Genomic DNA, 26,890 nt, shown 5'->3' with positions numbered 1-26,890 from the left:
CCTCCTTTCCCTCTCGTGATCCCGCAAACTTAATGCGTCCTGTCCATAAACCTAGGGCAGTGGCAGTAAACGCTGGATAACGTGGCTTATCCATACCGACACAAATAAGGTTTTGCTTAGATTAGTGACATAGAACCAAATGCCTGTACCTACTGCTATCAAACTATAGGATAGCCAGCGATTAATGGCAGCTGCCTGTTTCAAATGTCTGAAATCCATCAAGATGACCACGATTGCCATGGCCAGGTAGGTAAATAAGAGTGGTTTAATCATGTACAACTTCCTCCTCTACAACGCCGATTGGTTTATTACTCACCCCAACGTTTTCAATAAGGACATGGGGGGTAACCGTCACCTCAACTTCAGGGTATATGTCATCCCAACGATCCTTCATCGTGTCCCACTTGGCCGGCAGATGTTGATGAATGGATCGACCAATTCCAAGGATGTCCGCATGGTATTTTCCCTGGACCAATCGGACACCTTCCTCGATATCCAATTTTATTTTCTCGTGAATAGCTTCATGTAACTTCAGAATCTCATTCTCACGCCGGTCACCATAATTGGATTCGTTATCTACGAGAACTCCCTTGGCATATAATTCAATATTCACGGTGACCTTGTCAGCCTTGATACTGGGATGTAGTGAAGCGTTGTTCTCGTTCAACTTGATGAACATATTTCCATCTCCGCCAGGAGCTTTAACCATAATCTCCGGCGCATTGGCCTCGCCCATAGCAAGAATGAGCGCATCGGCTGGAGCTTTGTCGATCATGCCAACCAGCTTATCTTTCTTGAAAATGGCCAACCCATCCAGCTTGATGTTTGTTTTGGCGTCCTTCCACCCTTTTGGAACATTGCTCACTTTCGAAGCGACCGGCAGGAATGGATCGACACCTTCACTCAGAATGGCATCTATAAACGTTTTAAGTGAACGTGGATTACGCATATTGAGGAAGCACAGTTCCCGCACCATCTCGGATGGAAACTTCTCTATAGGTGCATCCGTATCCATGACCTCATATGCTGCACCTTTTGTGACCACTGGCAATGCAGAGAATCGGTTCAGCGGATACCGCGTAAACAGATCAAGCATGGAGGCCACGCCATCCCGGGCAAGCTCCTCACCAATAAGCATCGTACGGCGATGCGCATAATAGATTGTTCGTGAGAGTTCCTTTTGACCTTCAATAGACGTACCATGCAATGATTTGGCTGTATTGGATAACATGAACCAGGATTTATCCCCACTCGTGCCGCCTCCGCCTCCCTCACTACCGGAAGAACCGGATTGTCCCGGCAGAGCAATCTGAAGACTGGATCTGTAATTGTCCCCCTCCTTATCAACAGCAATACCAATCACAAAGGCAACATCATTAATCTCCTTACGATCCCAGCAACCTGAAATAAAAGTGGTACATAACAACAGTGCTATCACTGCCCGGTACTTATATATGAACTGCATGGGTTCACCACCCTTCCTCAGCTTCAGGGGAACCGTTGATCTTTTCGGTCATCCGTTTCTGATCCCGATGTACCGTAGAAGGACGATTAATCATTTTCCACCATGGCACACGAATGAGAATGTCTTTGGTATCTGTTTTACTGTACGGGCTAAGACCAGAGAGATATGGGACACCGAACGAAGTCATCTGTGTCAGATGGACCGAGATCAGGACCAAGCCGATGACGATGCCGTATAATCCAAGCATACCTGCCAGTAACATGATCGGAAATCGGAGCAGACGCACCGTAATCGCGAAGTTAAATCGCGGGATCGTGAAGGAAGCTATTCCTGTCATGGATACGATAATAACCATCGGTGCGGATACAATCCCCGCTTGAACTGCGGCCTGTCCGATCACGAGTGCACCGAGGATACTGACAGCCTGACCCACTGTCTTGGGTAACCTGACCCCCGCTTCCCGGAGAGCTTCGAACGATAGCTCCATGATGAGAGCTTCGACCAGTGCCGGAAAAGGAATAGCTTCCCGTGCCCCCGCGATACTCAGTATCAATGTGGTTGGCAGCATGTCCTGATGAAATGTCGTAATAGCGATGTATAGGGCTGGCAGAAATAACGCAATGGCTACGAACAAAAAGCGAATCCAGCGCAACAGATTACTGATAAAGAATCGCTCGTAATAATCCTCGCTGGCTTGCAGCATCTGCCACATCGTGACTGGAGCAATCAGCGCAAAGGGGGTTCCATCTACCATAATGGAAAAGCGTCCCTCCAACAGATTGCCTGCAACGGTATCCGGCCGCTCCGAGTAGTGCATCTGAGGAAAAGGGGAATACGGATGATCTTCAATCAATTCCTCGATATAACCCGTCTCCAGGATGCCATCAATATTGATTTTTTCCAGACGTTTCTTGACATCTTGAATCGTTTTTGGATCGGCAATACCTTCCAGGTAGGTCAATACAATATCTGTCTTGGTGTCTGTTCCAAGGGTCATACTCACCATCTTGAGCGCAGGTGTTTTCAGCTTGAACCGCAATAAGGCCGTATTCACACGGAGCGTTTCGGTAAATCCCTCCCGCGGTCCCCGAATGACGGATTCTGTCTGCGGTTCCTCCACACCACGTCTGACGCCACCTTTGACATTGAACATCCAGGCTTTGTTACTTCCATCGACCACCAGAAGGGCAGAGGATGCCAGCACCCCTTCTGTCGCAGCAGCCCAGGTATCCACTCGCTTCACCTGTGTTAGCTCAACGGTTGTATCATCCAGTGGGACATCAGGTTCATCTGTTCGCTGCTGCACCAGCCCTCGAATAATCGGACGCAGCATGTGTTCCTGGATATCAGCCGAATTAACAATGCCTTCAATATAGACCAGAAGTCCTTTCACTTCAGGCGTAATCATGACGTTGCGAAAAACCACATCCGAGCATTCGGAGAATATCTCCTTTACCGCCTTAATCTGAGTTTCATGTACTGCACTAATCGGCTGCCGAAGAAAAGGCGGGGACGGCAGTCCCAAAGGAATATGTTTTTTTTCTTCTGAAGCTCGTCCCGGTTGTCGGGACTTGTCTTTCCCAGATGTTTTGTCTGCCATATGCCGCCCCTCCGTTCTTGTTTTTATACAAGGTAGCTTGTGCCAGACAGCAGGGAATTATGTGGTCTTTTTTGCAAAATTACGATTAAATTCTCTGAGTTTTCAGACAGCAAAAAGGCCTCTGTATTTAACAGAGGCCTCTGGGATGTTCCAAGTTCTATAGTTACTTATAGGTTAATCCGCAAAATAATCTTCAGGCACATAACGAATCTCCGACTTCGCATAGATGCTTAGCGTGTGACTCTCCCTGTCGTATACTACCCGTTCACCATCTACGTAGTACCAGTGTTTCAAAAGGGGCTGATCCTTGCGTTGGACGAATCGAAATACGTTCAGTTCCTGTCTAAGCTCCATAATCTGTTCCACAATCTGCTCGTCCAGACCCGTAACGGTAAATATGAAACCTGTACCCTCCTGTTGGAACCGATAGGACAGCGAATCTGTTTTGCTATTAGCTAATCCTCGCCCGGTCACCGCATGTTTGACCATAAACCATTCCTGTTGCGCCATACGTGTATATCCTCCTTCATCTTGGAGTTCATTTCATCAGCCATCTACGGCAAATCAATAATCATATAGAACGTATCTTCGTTTCCTTGCAGTTCGATTGAATCTTGCTGTTCCACACGAGCCGTGTCGCCTTCGTTCAACAGGTACTCTCCATCCAATCCCAGCTTGCCTTCGATGGAGAAAATGTACATTCGGCGGCCTGCATCCTGATTAAAGGTTAACGTTTCGTCTTTGGCTAATCGGCCAAGGTAGATCGTCATATCCTGATGAATGGTCGCAACTCTTGGTCCCCCATCTGGGGTTACAATCGGCACGAGTGCTCCTGCCAATGCCGCTGGATCAAATGATGTCGTCTCATAGGAGGGCTCCAACCCTTTTGTCTGTGGCATGAACCAGAGCTGAAGCAAACGTACTTCTTCGGTATCGGATGCATTATGTTCGGTATGAATCATGCCACTGCCTGCTGACATCCGCTGGATACCGCCAAAACCTGTAACGGCTACATTCCCAAGGTTATCTTCATGTCGCAACTTGCCGTTCAGTACGATCGATACAATCTCCATATCACTATGCGGGTGAGCCCCAAAACCGCGACCAGGCGCGATCACATCGTCGTTCGCTACCCGCATCGGTCCAAACGCCGTATTCTCCGGGTCTTGGTATTCTCCGAAAGAAAAGCTGTGACTACCACGGAGCCAGCCTCGATCGAAGCTGGAGCGGGCATCGGATGGAATGACGTTAATCATAAAATGCATCCTCCTTATTTTTTCTTAGTAGCATACTTATTCTCATTGTAACAAACCATAGGCATGTCGTCCAAACAAGGTGAAACGGCTGTCGCCGTCCTCTAGCGGCTCAGCGTGTTTCATTCCGAAGAAATATAGAGAAGGATGGTGAAATAACATAACTCCCTATATTTCGAAAAAAGTTCTCTACTGATCAGCCCGGTTCGCAAATCAATTCCCGAACCGGCCTGGCCAATAAAGAACCTCGTTACAGGACTCATCTTGCACTTCATTATTTTTTAGCGATCGTTAGTCAATTCAAGCACTCACATTCTGGCGAGCGTTCCCCTGTCTGGAGAACAGATAATCCACGGCCAGGAGGCGGCTTCCTGTGAATAGCAGTGTCAGGGAACCCGCCAGCAGCAGGTAATCTAACTCGGTACCACTCAGGAACGGCTCACCCACTTTGGCTGTAAACAGAACGCCAACCATCACGATGGCAAACAGGGCAGCAAACACACGTGTTCCCAGACCCAGAATCATCGCTGCACCACCTACCAACTCAATGATGGCTACAACGGATGCAAGAAATCCGGGAATACCAATACTTTCGAAAAAACCTACCGTACCGCTGATTCCACCTTCAAATTTACTCCAGCCGTGCAATACAAAGATCAAACCGATCATAATCCTTGAGAAAAGTAATCCAATCTCTACACTTTTATTATTCATGTTCATCTTCCTTCCTCATTATATTCGACTTCACATGTAGCCCAATTAATCTATCCGATGGACCAAACAAACAAGATAGACAGCAATAGAAAAACAGTAGCCGACATCAGAACAGCATAACGTGGCAACCTCAACGTCACGTCCTGTTCCGGGTCCAGCAGACGTGAAATCCGGACATTCACCGACGTATCCGCAAATGAGGATTGAACGGTCAGTTCTTTGGCCCCCCAAGGTTCAGGACAAGCACGGAGCAGCTTGAGCAAAGCACTGCCAATGCCTGCCACATTGCCTGTACGCTCGATGGCCTCATTGTCTGCCAGAATTTCTCTCACAATATTGTAATGTTTCGAAGTATGCTTCAATACGGGAATATACGGCATCATGATTGCAAATACCGATAACAGTGTTGTCTTCAGTGGGTCACGGTGCCACAGATGATGAACTTCGTGGTACACAACTGCAGTCTCCTCTTCTGCATCCAGCATCGTCAGAAGTCCCGTGGAAAGTACGATACAAGGTCTCCATAAACCAATTGTAAATGCAACCGGAGAATGCTTGTCCACCACAATGAATCCCGGCTGTCCGAGATGGTGATACTTGGACTCCAGTTCACGAGACAATGCACGCACTTCCATGGAGCGAAGCTTACGTACAGCTGCCCTGGTTTTCATCATACGCACCATTAACAACCAGCCTGTTCCCGCAAATGTCAGCAATACCAGTGCCAGCAGGAAATGTCCCACAGATAACCATCCCAGTCGACTCATCCAATGATTGCAGAGCCAGAGCAGGTTAAACGGGATATCCCAGCCAAAAATTTTGTACATCGCGTACATGAACATCTGCATGAACACGAGTAACGGAATGCCAAACCCGACGGTAAACAAAAGTTTCGAGCGGGTCTTCCACATCTTAATCGCTATCCTTTTTCCATTGTTTGATCTTCTGTTCCAAGCGTTCAATCAGACCCGCATCTGCTTCGTCCAGCGCATCCAGCATATGATTCAATGCCAAAGCTCCGAATTCATCTACCAACTCATGTGACAGTTCCTTGGATTGGTCGTTCATAAACTCCTCCTTGCTCTGTACCGGTTGGTACAAAGATGTTCTGCCCTTTTGTGACTTTCCGAGAAGTCCCTTGTCTACGAGCCGGTTCATCACGGTCATGACTGTATTAAAATTGACGTCTTTGTCTTGTTCAAGTGCGGTCTGCACTTCACGGATGCTGCTGCCAGGACGAGCCCATAAAATGTCCATGATCTTGGCCTCCAGCGGACCAAAAAATCGGTTGAGCCCACGCTCACCCACTTTGAAATTGTGTATTCTCATTTTCTGACACCCCTCACACTACCCATTGTAGTGCCATCAAATGAGAAGTCAACCTCTATGTCAGCTATTTTATGTAAATGATTTGTAAATTTGTTTTCCATTTCAGTAAAAAAGGCCAAAGACCGGGAGTTCCGCACGTTCGCGGTTCTGCCCGGTCTTCAACGAATATTAGTCCGTATGATGTTGTAGAACATGGTCAAACTGTGCTTTATTTTCCATCCTGTGACGGCATATGTGCAGAAATATCCACGCCGAGTCCATGAGCCAAACGTCCGCCAAGCTGTCCATCCGCTCGGAAGAAGTGGCACAGGGCACGCATTTGAATATCAACAGATACGCCCTTAAGGTCATTGATCAGATTATCAAGCAAATGCTGCTGCTCTACAGGAGTAAATGAACGGAAAAGCTCCCCTGACTGCGTATAATCATCCGTCTTCTCGATTTTCTCTCTTATAACATGCCCTTGTAACGGAACCTGACTGTCCCGGTATGCCGGATCTTCTTGCGGGCTGTTTCCTGAACTGTTGGGTTCATAGTTCACCGGAGATGGGTCCTGATTCACATTCATGAGTCCATCACGCTGATGATTACGAACGGGTGCGTACGGGCAATTCACCGGAATTTGCAAATAGTTCGGTCCAAGCCGGTGACGCTGTGTATCTGGATAGGAGAATAGGCGTCCTTGCAACAATTTGTCTTCGGAAGGCTCAATTCCGGGTACAAGCGCACTAGGAGAAAAGGCCGCCTGTTCCACTTCAGCAAAGAAGTTTTGCGGATTACGATTCAGGGTCATGGTCCCTACCGTATGGAACGGCAATACATCTTCAGGCCATGTTTTGGTTGGATCGAGCGGATCAAAAGCAAAATCATCCATTTGCTCAGGCTTCAAGAGCTGTACCTGAAGCTTCCACTGTGGGTACTGCCCGTTCTTGATATGTTCATGCAGGTCCCGGGTAGCATGATTAAAGTCTTGCCCCTGTACCTCGGCAGCTTCCTGACGAGAGAAGCCTCGCACGCCTTGTGCAGACTCCCATTTGTATTTCACATAGTGGACCTGTCCCTGTGCATTAATCCATTTGAAAGCATGTACGCTGAAACCATCCATCTCTCGATAACTTGCTGGTGTGCCTAGATCAGAGAACAACCAGGTCATCATATGTGTTGATTCCGGTGAGAGAGTCATAAAGTCCCAATATCGGGCAGGTTCCTGAATATTTGTATCCGGAGCCGGCTTCAAGGAATGCACCATATCAGGGAACTTCATCGCATCACGAATGAAGAAAACGGGCAGATGATTACCGACAATATCATAGTTGCCTTCCCGTGTGTAAAATTTGACGGAAAATCCACGTGGATCTCGTGCAGTCTCTGGTGATCCCGTACCATGAATAACGGTTGAAAAACGAACCAGCACATCCGTCTCCGTACCTGGATCTTGTAGGAAGTTAGCTGTTGTATACTCCTTCATACTTTGCTCTAGCGTGAATACGCCATGAGCACCTGCTCCTCTTGCATGAACCACCCGTTCTGGAATACGTTCACGGTCAAAGTGGGCTATTTTCTCAATGAGATGGTAGTCTTCAAGCAGTGTCGGCCCTCTTCTGCCTGCTGTGCGGGAATTCTGGTTGTCACCTACAGGTGCTCCCTGATTTGTTGTCATACGTTCTGTCATCATGTCGTCCTCCTCTAATGGGTCTCACGGCTGTTATATATCTACTATTAAAATCATATTCGGCTTCGGTTTAAATATACATTTAGACTTGATCTAACTGTTAAATTGATTCTAACATGTCCCACTCTACTCTTGCATGAGGTTCACATGAGATTAAGATGAGGTTCTTCAACATTCATGAATGAACTATGAACATGTTTTAAGGGAATGATTCTGATCTGCCTATCTATTAGGTAGTACCCGAAAAAGCATGAAGTGAAAGATAAAATTTGGGCAAAAAAAAAGCGGACTAATCCGCCAGGCGGTAGCCCACTCCTCTTACAGTGACAATATATTGCGGCGAAGACGCATTATCGCCCAATTTTTTGCGCAAGCTTTTGATATGAACATCGACCACATTACTTCCACCTGTAAAATCCGTCTCCCAGATATCGCTGAGCATTTCCTCACGGGAAATGACTGCACCTTTGGCATCAATCAGCTTGAGTAACAGATCATATTCGGTCTTGGTTAGATGAATCCGGTTATTATCGCGCTGTACACTCATCCGTTCACGATCAAGCCACAGATCTTTGAATCCGATACGGTGCCCTTCCTCAGGCAAAAAACCACGGTTGGGCAGAGCAGGGCTGTTGCCAATCATGCGCTGCACTCGGTAAAGTGCTTCCTGCGGGCGTGCAGGCCACACCAGCAACTCCTCCTGAAGCATCGGTCCACTCGCGCTACCAATCATCTTCTCACCGACCAGATACAGACAAGGGGTTGTGTGCTCAGCCTCACGATTCAATCGGCTGCTAATGCCGGCAAATGCATCGATAGTTCCAGCAACAGACAGATCATAGATCAACAGATCAAAGACAAGACGTTCATGCAGATCCGGTTCCCAACGATGGAAAACCAGTACATCAAAGCAGCTATCCGTTAAGGCTTTTACCAGTTCATGAACCTGCCCCGGCATCGGGCTGATCAGAATAACACGCCGTGTAACCGGACAATTGTCCACAAGGGGTGTTGAGTCAGACAAGGCTGGTTTAACCCTTAGGGGTAAACGGCGGCCAGGCAATTTTATTTTCACTTGATCCGTTTGTTTCTGCATTCCCCGCAGACACCTCCAAAGACCACATGAGCATGATCGATTGCATATCCGGTTTCTTCAGCTACCTGTTTCATCCATTGTGGAGGAACCTCTGTCATCACCTCGTCCACTTTGCCACACACTTCACACATAATGTGCTGATGATCATCCATACGGGCATCGTACCGGCTTGCTGTCTCTCCGAGTTTAAGTTCCCGTATCAATTCTTTGTCCGTCAGATAACGAAGAGAATTATACACCGTACCATAGGCCAGATTATATCCTTGTTCCACGAGTCGATTCATGACATCAGCAGCTGTCGGATGATCCTCTGAATGGCGCACCACATCATATACTGCTTGTCGTTGTATCGTCAGATTTAAAGTTCTCACAACCATTTCTCCTTTATTATTGATCCATTTTATATGAAATCAGACACTGATCTTCTACTTATGATGGTCTTCCCAAAAAGAAGGAATATATTTTGATTTAGATTAAGTATAAATCTCATTGCATATTGAAGTCAATATCACTCTAACATCCTGTATATGCAAATAAAACATCTTTCCCAGCAATCCCCTCATAAATTTGGGATATTATGGTTCGCTACAGCACCACTTTTCAGATAAAATATAGGGATGTGCGTAAAAAGGGGGAATGTCGGTTGTTTAGCACTTTTTTCATTAATATCTGTGTCATGATTACGTTTATGTATGTGTCCGGGATCATCGCAAAGTTCTATAGTATCCGATTGCCTTTTCCCTCGTTACGTGTTCAGTTGATCGGCGGCTTATTATTCGGTATATATGGCACAGTACTCATGAACTATTCTTTCCCTCTGAACGAAACTACGATTGTAGATCTACGGCATCTGGCCATCGTTACCGCAGCGGTATATATGGGAGGATTGGCTTCGGTCGTTACGGGACTCATGATCTCGGTCATTCGTATTCTGATGTTCGGCTTATCATCCTCTGCCATAGATGCAGGTTTTGTCATGACTCTGATCGGACTGTCCGGTGTATACTTCGCCTATGCTCCCTGGTCCAGACTGACCAAAATAATTACAATGAATCTGCTTGGCATGACATTAATCTTTATCATCCTTATGTTGAATACAGACAGCATGAATTCATTAATGAAGATATATCCGTTACAAATGACCATTTCTTTTGCCGGTGGAATATTTATCTATTTCATTGCAGAATTCATTAATAAATCTAATGAAATGTTATTTCTATTGGAAAAAAGAGCTTCTACCGATCATCTTACCAACCTGAGCAATCGACGACAGTTCGAAAAATCACTTCAACTGGAACTCCAGCGTGCGCGGGATTATCAACAGAAGCTTTCCTTGCTTGCCATTGATATTGACCGATTCAAAAAGGTAAACGACACCTATGGTCATTCCGCTGGCGATGCGGTCCTGAAGCAACTTGGACAACTGCTTGTTGAGCATGCACGTTCTGCTGATATCGTGTCACGAAACGGTGGGGAGGAATTCGCCATTCTCTTGCTCGACTGTGGACACCGTCAGGCCGTGGCTACCGCCGAATCTATACGACAGGCTGTAGAGAAATACCATTTTGCTCTGCCCGACGGGCACACGACACGTCTAACCATCTCCATTGGTGTAGCCGTGTATCCCGATCATTGTGATGATCATGACGATGATGACTTCTTCGAACAGGCCGATCGTGCTTTATATGAAGCCAAGAATACAGGGCGTAACCGTGTGTGTGCCTTAACTTTTCGTTCCTTGCCTCTTACGCTTTAAAGTAAGATCTAACCTTTCAATAAACTAACCTTTCAACCTTTTCAAAAAAGGGATGTCTGGCTCGCCTATCCAGGCGCACAGGACATCCCTCTTTTTATGGATCATTACATATCATCTCAGCTTGTGTGCTGACAGGAAATCAAGCAAGAATGCTCTCAATCTCTTCGATAATGGCAGCATCTAGCTTCACGCCAGATGCTGCCGCGTTCTCTTTTACCTGCTCGGGACGACTCGCCCCTACAAGTGCACTGGATACATTGTTCTGGCGCAGAATCCAGGCAAGGGCCAATTGGCCAACCTTCAGATCCAGCTTGTCCGCCACTTCAATCAGTTGACGAACTTTTCCGATACGATCCGCATTGATCTTTCCTTCGTCCCATCCTAGCTTGGCAGCACGGCTATTCTCTGGGATATCGGAAACGGACGTATATTTCCCGGTCAATAGACCTTGAGCAAGCGGGGAGTATACAACTTGTCCGATGCCTTTACGCTCGCCGAGCGGGATAATCTCATTTTCAATATAACGGTCAAACATGTTGTACACCGGCTGATTGACCACGATACGATCGAGGAGCAGACGATCTGCTGTACCTAGTGCATCTTCCATCTGAGCCGCAGTCCACTGGCTGACGCCAACATATAAGACTTTGCCTTGGCGTACCAGATCATCAAGAGCGCGGAGTGTTTCTTCAATTGGTGTTTCAGTATGATAACGATGGCAGTAATAGATGTCGACATATTCAACGCCCAGGCGCTTCAAGCTGGCTTCACATTGCTCCTTGATATGTTTGCGAGACAACCCCTGGTCATTCGGACCATCACCCATTTTGCCAAATACTTTGGTTGCAAGTACATAAGAGTCACGGGAATATGCTTTGAGCGTCTGCCCCAGCAGTTCTTCTGCTGCACCCCGTTCGTATACATTGGCAGTATCAAAAAAGTTAATGCCTTCATCAAATGCAGTTTCAATTGATTTCACCGCATTCTCACGTTCCACATACCCTCCGTACGTCAGCCAGCTTCCCAGGCTGATCTCGCTTACTTTCAGTCCGCTTCCACCTAATCTGCGATAATCCATTGATTGCATATCCTCCTCTGTTGGTTATAAAGATGAAGTTCACTTTCTATTGTAACGTAACCAGCTCGGAATAAAAGGGCTTTGGCTCAGAAAATGGAAAATGAAAAAAAGCGCACCTATAAGGTGCGCCGAATAAAAATCTATGATCATGATCTAAGGCAAAGTAATGCTCAATGCATTCAACAGATCAGCCTGTCTGACCGGCTTGGTCAGAACAGCATCAAAGGCTTCTGCTTCATGCAATTCAATGTGCATACCATAAGGAACAAGAACAATGACGGGCAGATTCTCCAGTCGCTGTTTCAGTTCATGTACAAAATCAACCGCGCCGCCTTCCATTAATCCCATATCCACAACGGCTACATCCGGCATGAATCCTTCCTTGATCCAATCATGCGCTAATGTCACACCCGAGGTCATGTGTACATCCATCTCCCACCTACGCATCAGGGAAGAGACACCTTGCAAAATGTCAGGGTCCTTGGCAAGCAACACCTTTTTCCCTTTTAACCGCTGCTGAACACTTGCGAGTTGAGGTAACTCCCAGTATCTGCGCAACGGAAGGGAGATGTTGAATTCCGTCTCATTTTCCTTCACACTGCTCACCTGAATACGGCCATGCATGAGAATGGCAAGATTCTGGCTTACAGCTAAACCCAGATTGCTTCCAATCAGTTTTTGGATATTCAAATTTTCATCTTGGCTGTTAAAGGTTGGTGTCTTCTTGTCCGATAACATCTGACCCGTGTACTTCACCTTGAGCTGAAGTGTACCGGTCTCCTCCAATTCTCCTCCGTTCACCACTGCTGTGATCAGAACGGAACCTTCACGCGTTGAATCGAGAGCATATTGAATGACGTGTGCAAGCAACTGTCCAATCTTGACTTCATCACCAACGAACACTTGAGATACATTCAGTTCAAGATTTAATCCCAGCTCAATGTTCTTGCCCGTCGCAATCCCGGCATAGAGATACACGGTATTCTCAATGGTGCCTACCAGATCAAACGGATCATCATGTATAACCGTTTTACCTGCTTCATTAATGTTGAAATTCATCATATTATTCAGCAAGGAAAGCAGAATATTGCCGCTTGTCTCAATCATGTTCACATATTCGGACTGCTCCTCAGGCATATCCGGTGTGCGCATCAGATCTGTCAGTCCCAAAATACCGTTCAAAGGATTGCGAATCTCGTGACTCATTAGCTTCAACATCTGTGTTTTGGTCATAGCCTCAGATTCGGCACGTTCTTTCTCTGCCTGGAGCTGTTCTTGCATTTGTTCCGAATCACTCAATTTCTGCTCCTGAACATGCAACGTGCTTTCCAGATCAACAACATAACCCAGGAATACAGCCATTGCCTTCAGTGTCTTCATATCGGTTTCGCTGATCACATAACCAGGATCATCCATCAGACAGATGGTGCCAAATGTTTCGCCCGATCTTCTCATAATAGGCACGCCCACGAAGAAGCGATTGCCAAGTCCGCTCGTAACGCCCATGGATCGTGTCATCGGATGTTCACATGTATCCGGGATCGTAAGAACGCTACCGTTGTCTCTTAATACCAGGCTGCAATATGAATCCGTAAATGGAAGTGCACTGCCTTTAACAACTAACTCTTCCGTACGATTAAAGGCCTCTAAAATGACATTGGTCACCCCGTCATTCGTGGCAACAAAGATGGTATTGACCTTCAATATACCACTTAATACGTCTACGATATGAGCCGCAGCTTCCTTTATATCTTCATAGAAGCCTCTTGTAATGCCTTCTGCCGTCCCCATGATTCACCCCTCTTATCTTAGCTGCACTTTCAAATCTGTATTTCAGAATGTTTAATCACGTACAGGGGTCATCAAAAATCCGAATAGCTGTCACAATCTATACTTATATGATTAACACCGTAGAAGTATAAGAGAATCATACTCCCTGCCTATTGCCCATTTGTGGACAAAAGCAGGTCTTAAACGGATGGTTTAACGACCGCGAATTCATTGCAACTCGCCTTTTCAACTTGATTAAAGTCCATCTTGTCCAACTTCGAATATTATCCTTGCAAGATAACTAGAAATTATACGCTTCTACTCAGACTTTGGAAACCTTTATCCGCAGCAATTAAGGGAAAGCCCACTTTGTTCAGTAAGCTGTGTGATCATGATCACACCCAAAAAACCACATATAGTTTATAAATGGATAATACGAATCTACATATAGTATTTAACGTGAATTGAATGATAACCAAAATCATTTTAGGAGGAACCTTACATGAACATGCTTGAGTATGCCACTCCACCGGCATCCGATCCATTATCCGACCTGGGAAGACGAATTATTGGCGCAGAAGACGCCGATACGCTGAGGGAGAATGCGAATCTGAACGGGGACTCCTTCAGCGGTAAGATGAGCAGGCTCGGTTCGGAGACCGCCAAGTGGCATGCTCTGCGTCATGTGTTGCCGGAAGAGCTTGCCCAAGCTGTGGAGAACGGAGATCTGTATGTACACGATCTGGATCAGTATGCTCTTGGAACGACCAACTGCATCTTTATCCCGTTTGACCGTCTCCTCGCTGCGGGTTTCAACACAGGCAACGGATCGGTTCGCACACCTCAGACGATCATGTCCGCAATGGCCCTGGTTGCGATCATCTTCCAATCCCAGCAGAACAGTCAATATGGCGGTGTATCGGCCAATAAGATTGACTGGGATTTGGCCCCTTATGTACAGCGATCGTTCCGCAAACATTATCGCAAAGGGCAACGGCTCTTTGGTGAAAATGTTCTGATCGGGGATGAACAGCTTCATCTGGATAGCATCGAAGCGAAGAATCAATGTCCGCGGGCATATGCCTTCGCCTATGAAGAGACTGTATTGGAGACAGGACAAGCTGCTGAATCACTGATTCATAACCTGAATACGATGAGCAGCCGGGCAGGTGGTCAGATTCCATTTACTTCACTGAACTATGGATTATGTACATCAGCAGAAGGTCGGTTGGTATCACGCTCGTTGCTGGAAGCAACCATTCGTGGCTTGGGCAACGGGGAGACTCCCGTGTTCCCTCAACATATTTTCCAATGTAAACAGGGGATCAATCAGGCTCAAGGTGAGCCGAACTATGATCTGTTCCGGCTCGCAGTCACCTGTTCATCCCGGCGGATGTATCCTAACTTTGTCAATGTGGATGCCTCTTTCAATCTGCCTTTCTATCATCCGGAAGATCCGGATACGATCATCGCAACGATGGGATGCCGCACACGTACACTGGCTGACCGGTTTGGTCGCAATCGTCAAAGTGGTAAAGGTAATCTGTCCTTCAACACCATTAACCTCGTCAAGCTCGGCATCCGGTTTGGCATCTGCCAAGGTGCCAGAGCTGTCGCTGACCGGGCCGGATTCTATACTGCTTTGGAGTCGGTTATGCATAATGCCGCTTCCGGCCTGCTGCACCGCTACCGAATTCAGACATTGCAGCCTGCCAAGGCATCGGACTTCATGATGCGGGAGGGTGTATGGGAAGGTGGAGAACAGCTTGACCCGAACGAGCCCGTTGCCGATCTATTAAAGCATGGAACATTATCTCTTGGTTTTATCGGTCTCGCGGAATGTATGACAGCTCTCTATGGGCGTCATCATGGGCAGGACCCTCATGTACACCGCGAAGCGCTCAACATTATTCGGACCATGAGAGAGTTCTGTGACCGGATGAGCGAGCAGCATAACTTGAATATCACCCTGTTTGCCACACCTGCTGAAGGGTTGTCCGGCAAATTCACGAAGATCGACAGAGCCCATTATGGCATTATTCCCGGGGTTAATGATCGTGAGTATTATACGAACTCATTCCATATCCCGGTCTATCACACTCTTCCAGCTTATCGGAAGATTGAACTGGAGGCCCCATTCCACACGTTATGTAACGCGGGTGCAATCTCCTATGTGGAGCTTGACGGAAACGTTCGAGCCAACACCGCAGCTTTCCTGCGAATTGTACAGTATGCACTGGCGCAGGATATCGGTTATTTCTCCATTAATCATCCGATTGATCGCTGCCCTGCATGTGGTTATGAAGGCGTCATTGGGGATGTATGCCCAAACTGTGAAGCCCACGAGAACCATGTACACTTCCAGCGGTTACGCCGCGTAACTGGCTATCTGACCGGGGATTACAAAGTACGCTTCAATGCTGCGAAGCAAGCCGAAGTGCGGGATCGGGTGAAACACCGGTGAATCTATATGGTTACATCCCGGAATCGGTGAATGAAGGAATCGGCCTGCGTGCCGTGTTGTTCATCAGCGGATGCCGTCACGCCTGTCCGGGCTGCTTCAGTCCGGATTCATGGAGCTTTCGAGCGGGTGAGCTCTTTACAGAGGAGCGGCAGCAGCAGATTCTGCATGAAGTGACGACCCATCCGTTACTGGATGGCGTTACGTTGTGTGGTGGTGATCCCTTTTTCTCGGCAGCAGAATGTACGTCTTGGGTCCAGCAACTCCGCGCTACACGTCCTGATCTGACGGTATGGGCCTACACGGGATTCGAATATGAAGAACTGATTACCGACCCTGCAAGAGCGGAGCTTGCTCGATTGTGCGATGTCATTATTGACGGTCGATACGTTGAAGCGGAGCGTGATGTCTCCCTTCCCTTCCGCGGCAGTCGGAATCAACGTTTGATTGATGTCCGTGCAACACTAGCCACTCGAACCATCGTTACAATGCAGCTCAGTATGCGGTAAACATTGGTTTTATTCCCCTCACAACAATTAGTAAGGCACGGGTCCCCGGGGACTCGTGTCTTTTTCGCGTATAGCCGCCTTCTTTAAAGAAATAAGTTTTATCCATTCTCTCTACTTTCTTCTCTATTGCATGACGATATATTATATAGGTAGTTAGTAATTTAGCATTTAAAATTTAACCGTTTACATAAGGTAACCAGGGAGGAATCATCTTTTATATGGATATTGTTCAAGCATTAATTACGTGTATGCCTTTCTTTCGAGACACCATCCGTCAGGATGTAACCATGTCCATTATTGATCAAGAAAAATTCTTATATTTCTCAGCAGGAGAATCGTTAAAGCAACTGAATTATCAACCAGGCGACCCACTATTGGATGGAAATCGAAATTTTGCTGATCTCAACGGCGGTACAGTCAAACGATTTGATCACTACCCTAAAGATTTATTCGGTGTTCCTTTTGACGTGGCTTTTATCCCCATTAAAAATGAGAAAGGTGAAGTCATCGCCCTGTTTAATCTGCTCTACAGTATGGATGACCAGGACCAGTTGCAACAGCTCATGGATGCTACCGAAAATCTGACCAACCAGTTAATTGACAGTGTACAGCATGTAGCTGCACACTCCGAGGAACTCAGTGCCACAACCGAAGAGATCCGGAACAATTCCAAACAAGCCGTACAGAAATCAGGCAATGTCACTCAGGTCGCCAGTTTCATTCGTGAAATCTCCGAACAAACCAATCTGCTCGGCTTGAATGCTGCCATTGAAGCTGCTCGTGTAGGTGAAGCAGGTGCAGGTTTTGGCGTTGTTGCCAAAGAAATTCGCAAACTGTCTGTGGATACCAAAGAAGCAACGGCCCGTATTGAAGATTCTCTTCTGTCGGTTCGGCAATCCATTCAAGGCATGGAGAATGAACTTGGTGAGATCACTGCAAGCTCCCAAGAGCAGGCTGAACTCGTAAACAATTTCATGAGCACAATTGAGAAACTGAATGAAACCAACAAACAATTGAAGCAATTTGTGCAAAAAATGATTACGTTTGACGGTAAATAAAAATACGTTTAATGGACCATACAAGCACGGTTCATATCATAGAAATTTGTATAATTCGTTTCCTACCGCTCAGGGGATTTATGCAAAATGGTCATTAAACAACAAACTAAGCCTCCGAATAAGTTCGGAGGCTTTTTCATGAGCTATTTGAATTAACGAATCTCAAAGTGACTGATGCGCACACCCGCAGACAACACAATGTATACATCCTGTGCACCTGATGCACCTGTGAGTTCCGCCTTCACGGTAGACCACTGCTGGGCTTCACCTTGCGCCAGTTCCACACGTCCTGCGAGCGTACCGTCTGGTGAACCGAGTCGAACTTCCAACACAGCACCTGCTTGTTCTGCGGAGACACGCGCTTCAATTGTTGCTGCCCCACTACCCAGATCGGCATCCTTGAAAGCAATCCATCCTTGCTCTCCAACGACACGGACAGCACTTCCACCCTCTTTGCTCTCATCCAGATCAACACCCAGGTAAGCATCATAATTCTCAGCACGGGTAGCCACACCCAGATTACGAGCGGGGATTGTCTCTCCTTCAACCGTCAGGTCTGCAACCAGCTGAACATCGGAGGATGACTTGGCAACCATAATGGAGTAAGTTCCACTTTCCACGACATACCGATCACGAGTTACATCCCAGATTGCCAGTTCCTGAACAGGCAAAGTAAAGCTGACCTTCGCTGTAGCTCCCGCTTCGATATGAAGACGACGGAATCCTTTTAACGTTTTGAGTGGACGTTTCACCCGGGATTTGCCTGCACGAACGTACAACTGTACAACCTCGTCGCTGGCAATTGAACCGGTATTGGTTACATCTACAGTTACCGTTGCGTTGCCCTCTGTACCCACTTGAGCTGGGCTAAGTTCCAAATTGCTGTATTTAAATGTTGCATACGTCAGACCATGTCCAAACGGATACAATACATTGCCTTCAAAATATTGATATGTCCGACCAGATTGAATGATATCGTAATCCTTGATGTCGGTCAGTTGATTTGCCGATTGTACCCATGTCATATTCAGACGGCCTGCTGGTGCATAGTCGCCATACAAGACGTCAGCTACTGCGTTACCCAGTTCCTGTCCTGCGTGTGAAGTATACAATACCGCCGGGATGTTCTCCTGAACCCAGTTGGATGTGAACGGATAACTACCCACGATGACAACTACCGTGTTCGGGTTCGCGGCATAGACCGCCTCAACCAGACGTTGCTGGGATTCGGCGAGATCCAGACTTGGACGGTCAATCTCTTCTTTACCATTTACAAGCGGATTATTACCAACAAAGACAATCGCCGTTTCCGCAGCCTTAGCCGCTGCTACCGCTTCTTCAAGTCCGTTCACAACCACATCCTGCTTGAACGTCTCTGTGGCACCAAAGGTTTTCAGTTCCTCGGACACTACGAATGCATCGTTTCCACCATTAGGTGCAGTCACCGTTTTGCCATTCCAAGTAGTCAGACCTACACTGCCATCCTCTTGTGGCAACAGGTGGAATACTTCCTTCACGAACCAGCCGTACACTTCATCAGCGGAAGCCGTTACGGTCTCTTCATCTGTGGTCAGATATTTGCCGTTGCTTTCGGCCTGCAAGGTATAACTTCCGAAGCCCCAGTCGGAAACCATAAACGTCTCCGCTTCTCCCGAAGCAATCACAGGTGATTTCTCACCTTCTGCCAGTCCAATTTTCTTCCCATTGGCTATGGAAGTTAACGTAATACGATCATTACCATCCTTGAACGATACTTTATCGTTGCCTACTTTGCCACGGATCGCTTCAAGCGGGGATACGTTATACGGCATGGTGCCTGCATACCAGTCACGATAGACGGTTCCGCCCAATTGACCAATCACAGCCACTTTACCAGCTTTTGTTTTGTCCAGCGGGAGCGTGCCTTTGTCGTTTTTGAGCAATACCACTTGTTCTCTTGCAGCTCTGAGCGACAGTTCTTTTGCTTTCTCTGTCATCATGGACTCTTCACCAATAGAAGCGTACGGGTTGCCTTCTTCCGGATCGAACTCGCCCAGACGGAAACGCACACGGAACGTATTGAACAACGCCTTATCGATGTCATCCATCGTGAGTGTACCTTGTTCCAATCCTTCACGCAGTGCCTGTTTGGACAGCTCAGCATCATCGGTGATGCTATCAATTCCGGCCTTCACGGATTCTACGGTACCTGGTGTGTGGGAATCATAGTATTTATGATCATTCTTGATGCCCATTACGTCGCCTGCATCACTGACAATGAAACCATCCATGCCCCATTCGCCTTTGACAATCTCGTTCACAAAAGGATGCAACAACGCTGGCGTACCATTAATGGAGTTGTACGCCGTCATCATGGACTGTGCGCCGCCTTCCTTAAATGGCTTCTCAAACGCCTTCAGATAATATTCACGCATGTTACGTGGATCAATGCTGGACGAACCACTTCCGCGATCCACTTCGTTATTATTGGCGAGGAAATGCTTCAAGGTAGCGACCGCTTTGTAATACTTTGGATGGTCGCCCTGGATTCCTTTGACCAATGCTGTCGTCAGCTCGGCTGTCAGTTCCGGGTCTTCACCATACGCCTCTTCATTCCGTCCCCAGCGCGGGTCACGTTCCATATCCACTGTAGGTGCCCACAGCGTAAGACCGTTCACTGCCGGATTTCGTTTATAAAATACACGCGCCTCGTCTCCTAGTACGGAGCCAATCTCCTTCATCAGATCCGCATCCCATGTGCATGCAAGCCCCACCGGTTGTGGGAAAGATGTTGCTTCTCCAAGCCAGGCCAAGCCGTGGGCCGCTTCTGTTCCGTGTTTGTATGCAGGTACACCCAGGCGGTCTACTGCCGGCTGATATTGCAGCATGGATTCAATTTTTTCATCTTCCGTCAAGCGGGATACAAGGTCCTTCACCCGGGTGTCTAACTCTAGTGCTGTATCTTGAAACGGATATTTCGTTTGGTTGGTCGTCATATAGAATCTCCTTTGGTTATCGGTAGTTAATTAAATGATAGCGAATACATATATTATAAGAAGATAGGGGTTAATTCGGATGAAATCTTTCTTCCGATGGATCAATTAATCCTTTTATAATCAACGTTTACAGGTGTAAAACTTGATCTCCTTTTCAAAACCTAAAACGATTTCGGTAATCTTATCATATAGCATGTTTAACAAAAAAAACAGAGGTTCTGCACAGGAAATTGTGAACATCCCCTCTGCAAAATCTGAACAACACCGTTTTTTCCTGGCATAGTCTGGCAATCATGAATAAGAGTACAACGATGTGCGCTGAACGACAACCGCATCAACCGAATGATGATGATTAAGGAGGAAGACAAATGAACGACAATCAGCAGCCCAAGACGGGTCTGCCCCCGGTCCCCGAATCACTGTGGCGTGCTACGCATGAATTCGATAGCTATCCGAAACTGACAGAAGATATCACCGCGGATGTAGCAATTATTGGTGCCGGTATTGCCGGCATTACTACAGCCTATCTGCTCGCGCAGACGGGTATGCGTGTAGTCGTGCTGGAAGCTGGAAAAGTATTGGATGGCACGACCGGTCATACCACGGCCAAGGTATCTGCACAACACGGTGTCATATTTGATGAAATTATGCATCACTTCGGACAAGAACAGGCTCGGATGTACTATGAAGGCAATGCCGATGCCGCGAAGTGGATGCGCAATCTGGTGAAGGAAAAACAGATTGATTGCCAGTGGGCAGAGGAAGATGCCTACGTCTACATTCAATCGGAAGAAAACATCAAAAAACTGGAGATCGAGCTGACCGCCTATGGCAAACTCAATATCCCTGGTGAGTGGGTAGACCCACTCCCTATTCCAGTTCCCGCAAGGGCAGGTATTCGCATGCCGGGTCAGGCACGTTTTGATCCGCTGGCCTACCTGCACTACTTGCTCGATTCCGCTGTGAAACAAGGGGTACAGATCTACGAGCATACGACAGTTACGGATGTAGAGGAAGACGCTTCACTACATGTCAGAACTTATGGAGATGGCCCATCCGTAACAGCGGAACATATTGTCGTGGCTTCTCATTTTCCTATCTATGATCCCGGATTTTATTTCACACGATTACACGCCGAACGATCCTACGCTGTATTAGTCGAACCGGAGAAACCCTATGCGGGCGGAATGTACATCTCGGACGATACACCGTACCGCTCCTTGCGTACCGTCTTACATGAAGGTAAGGAACTTATCCTCTTTGGCGGCGAAAATCACAAAACCGGACAAGGCATCTGCACCTTCGGTCATTATGAACGTCTGGAGCAGTTCGCAGCGGAGACATTTGGCATCCGCAACATTCCTTTTCGCTGGTCAGCCCAGGATCTGATCTCCATTGACAAGGTGCCTTACATCGGACCGATTACCGGAAGACATGAACGAGTCTATGTGGCGACCGGGTTTGCCAAATGGGGAATGACAACTGGCACGATGGCAGGACACCTTCTTGCGGATCGCATCACTGGACGTGACAACCCTCATGCTGCCATATTCGATCCGGCAAGATTCAAGGCCGATCCTGGTATGAAACACTTTATTGTGGAAAATGTGAATGTAGCCAAGGAATTAATCTCCGGTAAAGTAGGCATTGTGCACAAAAAGGTTAGCGAAATTGGTGATGACGAAGGAGCCGTCGTTCGTCATAATGGCAAACGTGCTGGCGCCTACAAGGACACCAGTGGCAAGCTGTTTCTGGTGGATACCACCTGCACCCATCTGGGTTGCGAAGTCGAATGGAACGAGGGCGAACGTTCGTGGGATTGCCCATGCCATGGTTCCCGCTTCGATTATGCAGGCCATGTCATTGAGGGCCCTGCTGTGGAAGACCTTAAAGTCCTGGATGCACAAGAATAACCGACATTTAGCGATTAACCTGTAAACCAAAGAAACAAAAGTTCATCTCACAGACCGGATCGGAATCCGCCTCCAGACGGAAGTAACCGATCCGGTTTTTGCGTATGCTGAATTATAGCTAAACAGACAGCTTCAGCTAAGCATCAGTATTAAACGAACTTATTATCGATCAATCGTGATACGGAACTATTTTAAAGTCACTACCTTGCATTAAACAGTACTGGATGCTATGATGACTTCACCACTACTGAACAATATACACTAGCGATAAATGAAGCTACGAAGGAGGAACCTGTGTGAATGTGAACATCCAGTTCAAAAAAGGAGTATTGGAGCTGTGCGTCCTGGTATTAATTAACCGGCAGGATCGGTATGGCTACGAACTGGCTCAGGCGGTCTCCAAACATATCGAAGTTGCTGAAGGTGCACTGTATCCCTTGCTTCGCCGGCTTGTAAATGACGGTTACTGCACCACCTACCTGCAAGAATCAAGCGAAGGACCGCCGCGCAAGTATTACCGACTATCCGATACAGGTCGCGACTACATGACGGCACTGACGACAGAATGGAATGAATTTGTGCGCAATGTCGCAAATCTGATTGAGGAAGGAATCCCCAATGAATAGACAACAATTTATGAAAGCCATGGAAATTCATCTACGGCCGATGGACCCATTCGAACGGGCTGAGTTGCTCGCCGACTATGATCAACATTTCGAGCTCGGACTACGAGAAGGCAAGCTGGAAGAAGAGATCGCTCGGGAACTCGGACAGCCGGAAGAAATCGCCAAGGAAGCACTCGGTGATCGTTATGAAATGCATACGCCGGGTTCAGATGCGTTCTATGCACCGACGTATCGCGAGATGCGGTCACCCAGAAACAGCACCAGCGCCACTCGCAAATTTTTCACAGCCATCGGCCTGTTGTTCCTGAATCTGATCCTTGGCATTCCTCTTGGTCTCATGATGTGGTCGGTATGGCTTGTTATTGCCAGCCTTTCCTTGCTGGTAGTGGCTCCTGTAGCAGCAGTTGTGGACTTTGTATTCCTGGGCCAACTCGATAAACCGGAAATTTTCGTTGCGATTGGCGCTTTCGGTGTCGGCATTTTGTTTGCCATCGCATCGAAGTATGTCTTTAGAGCCTTCAAAATCGTCACTCTTCAATATATTAGATGGAATAAAAACACGATGAAAGGAGATGTTTCCGCATGAGTACCAAAAAATGGCTTGCGCTTGCCGTGATATGTATCGGAATAGGTTTGCTCGGGACATCCATCTATGGCGTTCAGTTCGGGGATGAACGGGAGCATTATTCCAAACGATGGGATTTCAAAGCAGATGAATTGCAGAACATTATCATGAATGCTAATTTCAGTGCAGATATTGAATTTGTCATAAGCCCCGATTCGAATGGTTATATCGAAGTGGATGGTAAATGGGACCCTGCCATAGTCAAAAGCTTCGAACAAGCCACCTTATCCAAAGGCACATTCCAACTGGCTCAGACAGCACGTGAACGATTGCAAATTTTCACCTTGTACTGGAATGAGCAAGACTCCACAATAACCGTTGCTCTGCCTGAAGGACACCAATTAAATGAGGTTAAGCTGGACTCCTCTTCAAGTGAATGGGATCTGACAGGTCTAAATGCCAATCAGCTTGAGCTGAACAACACCTCAGGTTCCATACGTCTGGAAAACATCAAGGCGCCCAATATTGAATTGGTTCTAACTTCTGGCGACATTAACGCTTCCATGATTAATGGAGACATGACCGTGAAACAGACATCCGGAAGTTTTACGGCAGATCAGATTGCCGGTCATGTAAACAGTAAGATTAAATCAGGAGATATTGAGATTACTGAATTAAACGGCGCAGCTGATGTTCAATTCACTTCGGGTAGCATTCATATTGAACAGTCCCATTCCGCCCCGATTAATGCGTCTGGAACATCAGGAGATATTTTCATTCAAGCTGCACCTGATTTTGACGGAATCTACGACGCTAAGGCTACTTCCGGAAGTGTCGATGTACCTGAATCGCCAATGGTGAGCCGGGAAGTGATCAAGGCCCGTACTTCTTCTGGCAGCATCGAGATTACCAAATAGTGATGAAGCCAATTTCCGAACTGTGGGTAATAATAGTATAATTGAATGCTAGTCCATTTCTAAGGAGGAATTACCCACATGGAACTTAAAAATAAAACAGCGATCATCACAGGTGCCGGAAAAGGTATCGGCCGTGCGATCGCTGAAGCTCTTGCCAAAGAAGGAGTGCACCTCGGCCTTATTGCACGTACCGCTTCCGATCTTCAGGCTCTGCAACAGTCTCTGAGTCAAGAATACGGTGTGAAAGTAACCAGTGCAGTAGCAGATATCTCGGATCGCACGCAGGCCGAAGCCGCTGTAGCAGCCATCGAGATGGAACTCGGTGCGGTGGATATCCTTATCAATAATGCGGGGATCGGAAAGTTCGGAACGTTCATGGAGATGGAGCCGGAAGAGTGGGAGCGCATCCTGCATGTTAACGTTATGGGTACATATTACGTTACACGCGCTGTCCTTCCGAGCATGATCAAGGAAAGTAGCGGCAGCATTATCAATATTGCTTCCACTGCAGGTGAGCGCGGATTCGCTACAGGTTCGGCATACTGTGCGTCCAAGTTTGCATTGCTTGGCATGACCGAATCTCTGATGCAGGAAGTGCGCAAGTCCAACATTCGTGTAACGGCACTGACTCCAAGCACCGTTAATACGGAGCTTGCGACCAATGCCGGACTGAAAATTGGCGACGAAGATCGCATGATGCAAGCGGAAGATGTAGCTGAACTTGCACTCGCAACGCTCAAGCTGTCCGACCGTGTCTTTGTCAAAGCAGCGGGCATCTGGACGACTAATCCACAATAGACAGTATGCTTCTGATCTTTCTAACGAATCTCTCGCACCTTATTGTGCTCTGTTGCAGGAAATGAGAAACGTAATGAATCACTGCGAGGTTATTTCGCCAGAAGTCTGTGGAATGTAGACAAATTACACACACAGCAGTTAAATAAAGCGTCTGAGATTCGTTACATCTCGATATCTGCTTAGAATCATCTAATAGGGTTCGCTCAGTTCGTTAGAAATATAAAAGGACGTTTCCCATTGTACATGTATGCAGGTTCGCATGTTCATGACTTGGGAGCCGTCCTTTTTGTATTTTACAGATGATCCAGACCCAATTCTTTGGACACCGCAATGAGCACCACCGCAGGCTCCTCACCGATATTGGTCACTTCATGGGGCACGATCGCATTCCAAGTAAACGAATCACCCACTTCAAGAACTTCCACATCTTCGCATTGCTCCGCACGAATCTTGCCCTGCAACACCAGATGGCTCTCCTCCCCAGCATGTTTGCTGATCCCGGTCGAAGCACCTGGCGGTAACTCCACAATGGACATACGCATCGCACCTTTGGCTGTAAGCTGCTGCACTTTGATCTGTCCGCTTCCTGCTGTCGTCTCCTTACGCTCGTTCTTGCGTACCACGTTCATCCGTTGCTCTGGTGTCAGTAGCAAATAAGGAAGTGGCACTTCCAGATAATCCGCAATACTTTCAAGCGTAGCAATGGAAGGTGACGTTTTGTTGTTTTCCACGTTGCTGATAAAACCTTTGGACAACCCCGTTCCCTCGCACATCTGCATGATCGTAATCTGTTTCTGCTTGCGGATCGTACGAATAGCCAAGCCAATATCCATATCGCGTCCCTCCCCTTCTATTGATTTTCAAACACTAGACGTCCGCTTCGCTTCTTCAGGTTATCTATTCGGCGCTTGCCTCAACAAATATAATTCGGTTGCCAAACGGATCAGTCACGGTCATTTCTCTTGATTGCCAAGGGGTCTCCTCTATACCGGGTCTCGCATGTTTGTACTCTTTCTGACGAAGTGCATCATGGAATGTATCCAAGTTATCCGTCTCCACGCGCAAGGCAGCTCCAGGTGTACAATCTCCATGATGTTCGGAGAGATGAATCACGATGGAATCGAGTGAAATCTGCATATATAAGGGCATATCTTGCTCAAATCGATGTTCCCAATCCAATTGGAAACCCAGGTATTCAAGGTAGAACTCTCTAGCTTTATTTTCATCAAATATTCTCAAAATAGGCACGATACTTTTTAACATCCTGATCACGTCCTCGGGAATAAGATATGAACCATTCGCAGCGGCATTTATTGTAGAACCATTCAAGATTTT

Annotated in this window: 25 protein-coding genes; 9 read left to right on the top strand and 16 right to left on the bottom strand. The window is 47.1% G+C overall.

What is annotated here, in order from left to right:
* Positions 1 to 51: 51 nt before the first annotated feature.
* The 11 genes from PAEAM_RS16810 to PAEAM_RS16760 form a co-directional block, all read right to left on the bottom strand.
* Entirely contained in the window at positions 52 to 273 is a 222-nt protein-coding gene (locus PAEAM_RS16810) for a hypothetical protein (protein ID WP_100528318.1), read from the bottom strand.
* Entirely contained in the window at positions 266 to 1,465 is a 1,200-nt protein-coding gene (locus PAEAM_RS16805) for a Ger(x)C family spore germination protein (protein ID WP_100528317.1), read from the bottom strand. Before PAEAM_RS16805 ends, PAEAM_RS16810 begins: the two co-directional genes overlap by 8 nt.
* A gap of 4 nt (positions 1,466 to 1,469) precedes the next feature.
* Positions 1,470 to 3,065, bottom strand: a complete 1,596-nt coding sequence (locus PAEAM_RS16800; protein WP_100528316.1) for a spore germination protein — start codon at positions 3,063 to 3,065, stop codon at positions 1,470 to 1,472.
* Positions 3,066 to 3,239: 174 nt separating this feature from the next.
* On the bottom strand, positions 3,240 to 3,575 hold the full coding sequence (locus PAEAM_RS16795) for a hypothetical protein (RefSeq protein ID WP_036667838.1): 336 nt from the start codon (positions 3,573 to 3,575) through the stop codon (positions 3,240 to 3,242).
* Between the two features lie 44 nt (positions 3,576 to 3,619).
* The gene (locus PAEAM_RS16790; RefSeq protein ID WP_100528315.1) at positions 3,620 to 4,321 is read right to left on the bottom strand and encodes a pirin family protein; all 702 of its coding nucleotides are present in this window, start codon (positions 4,319 to 4,321) and stop codon (positions 3,620 to 3,622) included.
* A 297-nt stretch (positions 4,322 to 4,618) separates the two neighbouring features.
* Entirely contained in the window at positions 4,619 to 5,032 is a 414-nt protein-coding gene (locus PAEAM_RS16785; protein ID WP_100528505.1) for a DoxX family protein, read from the bottom strand.
* 50 nt (positions 5,033 to 5,082) lie between these two features.
* On the bottom strand, positions 5,083 to 5,943 hold the full coding sequence (locus PAEAM_RS16780; RefSeq protein ID WP_036667841.1) for a M56 family metallopeptidase: 861 nt from the start codon (positions 5,941 to 5,943) through the stop codon (positions 5,083 to 5,085).
* Position 5,944: 1 nt separating this feature from the next.
* The gene (locus PAEAM_RS16775; RefSeq protein ID WP_017691824.1) at positions 5,945 to 6,361 is read right to left on the bottom strand and encodes a BlaI/MecI/CopY family transcriptional regulator; all 417 of its coding nucleotides are present in this window, start codon (positions 6,359 to 6,361) and stop codon (positions 5,945 to 5,947) included.
* Between the two features lie 208 nt (positions 6,362 to 6,569).
* The gene (locus PAEAM_RS16770; protein ID WP_100528314.1) at positions 6,570 to 8,033 is read right to left on the bottom strand and encodes a catalase; all 1,464 of its coding nucleotides are present in this window, start codon (positions 8,031 to 8,033) and stop codon (positions 6,570 to 6,572) included.
* Positions 8,034 to 8,322: 289 nt separating this feature from the next.
* On the bottom strand, positions 8,323 to 9,129 hold the full coding sequence (locus tag PAEAM_RS16765; protein ID WP_036612804.1) for a winged helix-turn-helix transcriptional regulator: 807 nt from the start codon (positions 9,127 to 9,129) through the stop codon (positions 8,323 to 8,325).
* Positions 9,105 to 9,500 carry a Fur family transcriptional regulator gene (locus PAEAM_RS16760; RefSeq protein ID WP_036612807.1) on the bottom strand — a complete coding sequence of 132 codons (396 nt, stop codon included), beginning with the start codon at positions 9,498 to 9,500 and terminating at the stop codon, positions 9,105 to 9,107. Before PAEAM_RS16760 ends, PAEAM_RS16765 begins: the two co-directional genes overlap by 25 nt.
* 272 nt (positions 9,501 to 9,772) lie before the next feature.
* Here PAEAM_RS16760 and PAEAM_RS16755 point away from each other — a divergent pair, with 272 nt between their 5' ends.
* Positions 9,773 to 10,885 carry a GGDEF domain-containing protein gene (locus PAEAM_RS16755; RefSeq protein WP_100528313.1) on the top strand — a complete coding sequence of 371 codons (1,113 nt, stop codon included), beginning with the start codon at positions 9,773 to 9,775 and terminating at the stop codon, positions 10,883 to 10,885.
* Between the two features lie 139 nt (positions 10,886 to 11,024).
* On the opposite strand, the gene PAEAM_RS16750 is transcribed toward PAEAM_RS16755, so the two are convergent.
* A complete protein-coding gene (locus PAEAM_RS16750) occupies positions 11,025 to 11,963 on the bottom strand; it encodes an aldo/keto reductase family protein (RefSeq protein ID WP_100528312.1) in 939 nt (312 codons plus the stop codon).
* A gap of 153 nt (positions 11,964 to 12,116) precedes the next feature.
* A complete protein-coding gene (locus PAEAM_RS16745) occupies positions 12,117 to 13,754 on the bottom strand; it encodes a hybrid sensor histidine kinase/response regulator (RefSeq protein ID WP_100528311.1) in 1,638 nt (545 codons plus the stop codon).
* Between the two features lie 481 nt (positions 13,755 to 14,235).
* Between PAEAM_RS16745 and PAEAM_RS16740 the strand changes: the two genes are divergently transcribed.
* From PAEAM_RS16740 to PAEAM_RS16730, 3 genes are all read left to right on the top strand, one after another.
* Positions 14,236 to 16,197 (top strand): anaerobic ribonucleoside triphosphate reductase, encoded by a 1,962-nt coding sequence (locus PAEAM_RS16740; RefSeq protein ID WP_100528310.1) that lies wholly within the window; start codon positions 14,236 to 14,238, stop codon positions 16,195 to 16,197.
* Entirely contained in the window at positions 16,194 to 16,703 is a 510-nt protein-coding gene (gene nrdG / locus PAEAM_RS16735; RefSeq protein WP_100528309.1) for an anaerobic ribonucleoside-triphosphate reductase activating protein, read from the top strand. The genes PAEAM_RS16740 and nrdG overlap by 4 nt, the downstream gene beginning before the upstream one ends.
* Before the next feature lie 218 nt (positions 16,704 to 16,921).
* Positions 16,922 to 17,761 (top strand): methyl-accepting chemotaxis protein, encoded by an 840-nt coding sequence (locus PAEAM_RS16730; RefSeq protein ID WP_100528308.1) that lies wholly within the window; start codon positions 16,922 to 16,924, stop codon positions 17,759 to 17,761.
* Positions 17,762 to 17,913: 152 nt separating this feature from the next.
* Here PAEAM_RS16730 and PAEAM_RS16725 read toward each other — a convergent pair whose 3' ends face one another.
* Positions 17,914 to 20,736 carry a glycoside hydrolase family 3 C-terminal domain-containing protein gene (locus PAEAM_RS16725; protein WP_100528307.1) on the bottom strand — a complete coding sequence of 941 codons (2,823 nt, stop codon included), beginning with the start codon at positions 20,734 to 20,736 and terminating at the stop codon, positions 17,914 to 17,916.
* Positions 20,737 to 21,104: 368 nt separating this feature from the next.
* Between PAEAM_RS16725 and PAEAM_RS16720 the strand changes: the two genes are divergently transcribed.
* From PAEAM_RS16720 to PAEAM_RS16700, 5 genes are all read left to right on the top strand, one after another.
* A complete protein-coding gene (locus tag PAEAM_RS16720) occupies positions 21,105 to 22,649 on the top strand; it encodes an FAD-dependent oxidoreductase (protein ID WP_100528306.1) in 1,545 nt (514 codons plus the stop codon).
* 296 nt (positions 22,650 to 22,945) lie between these two features.
* Positions 22,946 to 23,275, top strand: a complete 330-nt coding sequence (locus PAEAM_RS16715; protein WP_036667851.1) for a PadR family transcriptional regulator — start codon at positions 22,946 to 22,948, stop codon at positions 23,273 to 23,275.
* Entirely contained in the window at positions 23,268 to 23,861 is a 594-nt protein-coding gene (locus tag PAEAM_RS16710) for an HAAS signaling domain-containing protein (RefSeq protein WP_100528305.1), read from the top strand. The genes PAEAM_RS16715 and PAEAM_RS16710 overlap by 8 nt, the downstream gene beginning before the upstream one ends.
* Positions 23,858 to 24,757, top strand: coding sequence for a DUF4097 family beta strand repeat-containing protein (locus tag PAEAM_RS16705; RefSeq protein ID WP_100528304.1), 900 nt, complete (start codon positions 23,858 to 23,860; stop codon positions 24,755 to 24,757). Before PAEAM_RS16710 ends, PAEAM_RS16705 begins: the two co-directional genes overlap by 4 nt.
* A 78-nt stretch (positions 24,758 to 24,835) precedes the next feature.
* Entirely contained in the window at positions 24,836 to 25,555 is a 720-nt protein-coding gene (locus PAEAM_RS16700; RefSeq protein WP_017691809.1) for a 3-ketoacyl-ACP reductase, read from the top strand.
* Between the two features lie 293 nt (positions 25,556 to 25,848).
* Here the strand turns inward: PAEAM_RS16700 and PAEAM_RS16695 are convergent, their stop codons facing one another.
* On the bottom strand, positions 25,849 to 26,388 hold the full coding sequence (locus PAEAM_RS16695; protein ID WP_036667855.1) for a helix-turn-helix domain-containing protein: 540 nt from the start codon (positions 26,386 to 26,388) through the stop codon (positions 25,849 to 25,851).
* Between the two features lie 64 nt (positions 26,389 to 26,452).
* Positions 26,453 to 26,818, bottom strand: a complete 366-nt coding sequence (locus PAEAM_RS16690; RefSeq protein WP_076328698.1) for a glyoxalase superfamily protein — start codon at positions 26,816 to 26,818, stop codon at positions 26,453 to 26,455.
* Positions 26,819 to 26,890 lie beyond the last annotated feature (72 nt).

Origin of the sequence: Paenibacillus sp. GM1FR (assembly GCF_002803315.1) — a bacterium.
Lineage (GTDB): Bacteria > Bacillota > Bacilli > Paenibacillales > Paenibacillaceae > Paenibacillus > Paenibacillus amylolyticus.
This window is presented reverse-complemented; position numbering and strand designations above follow the sequence as displayed.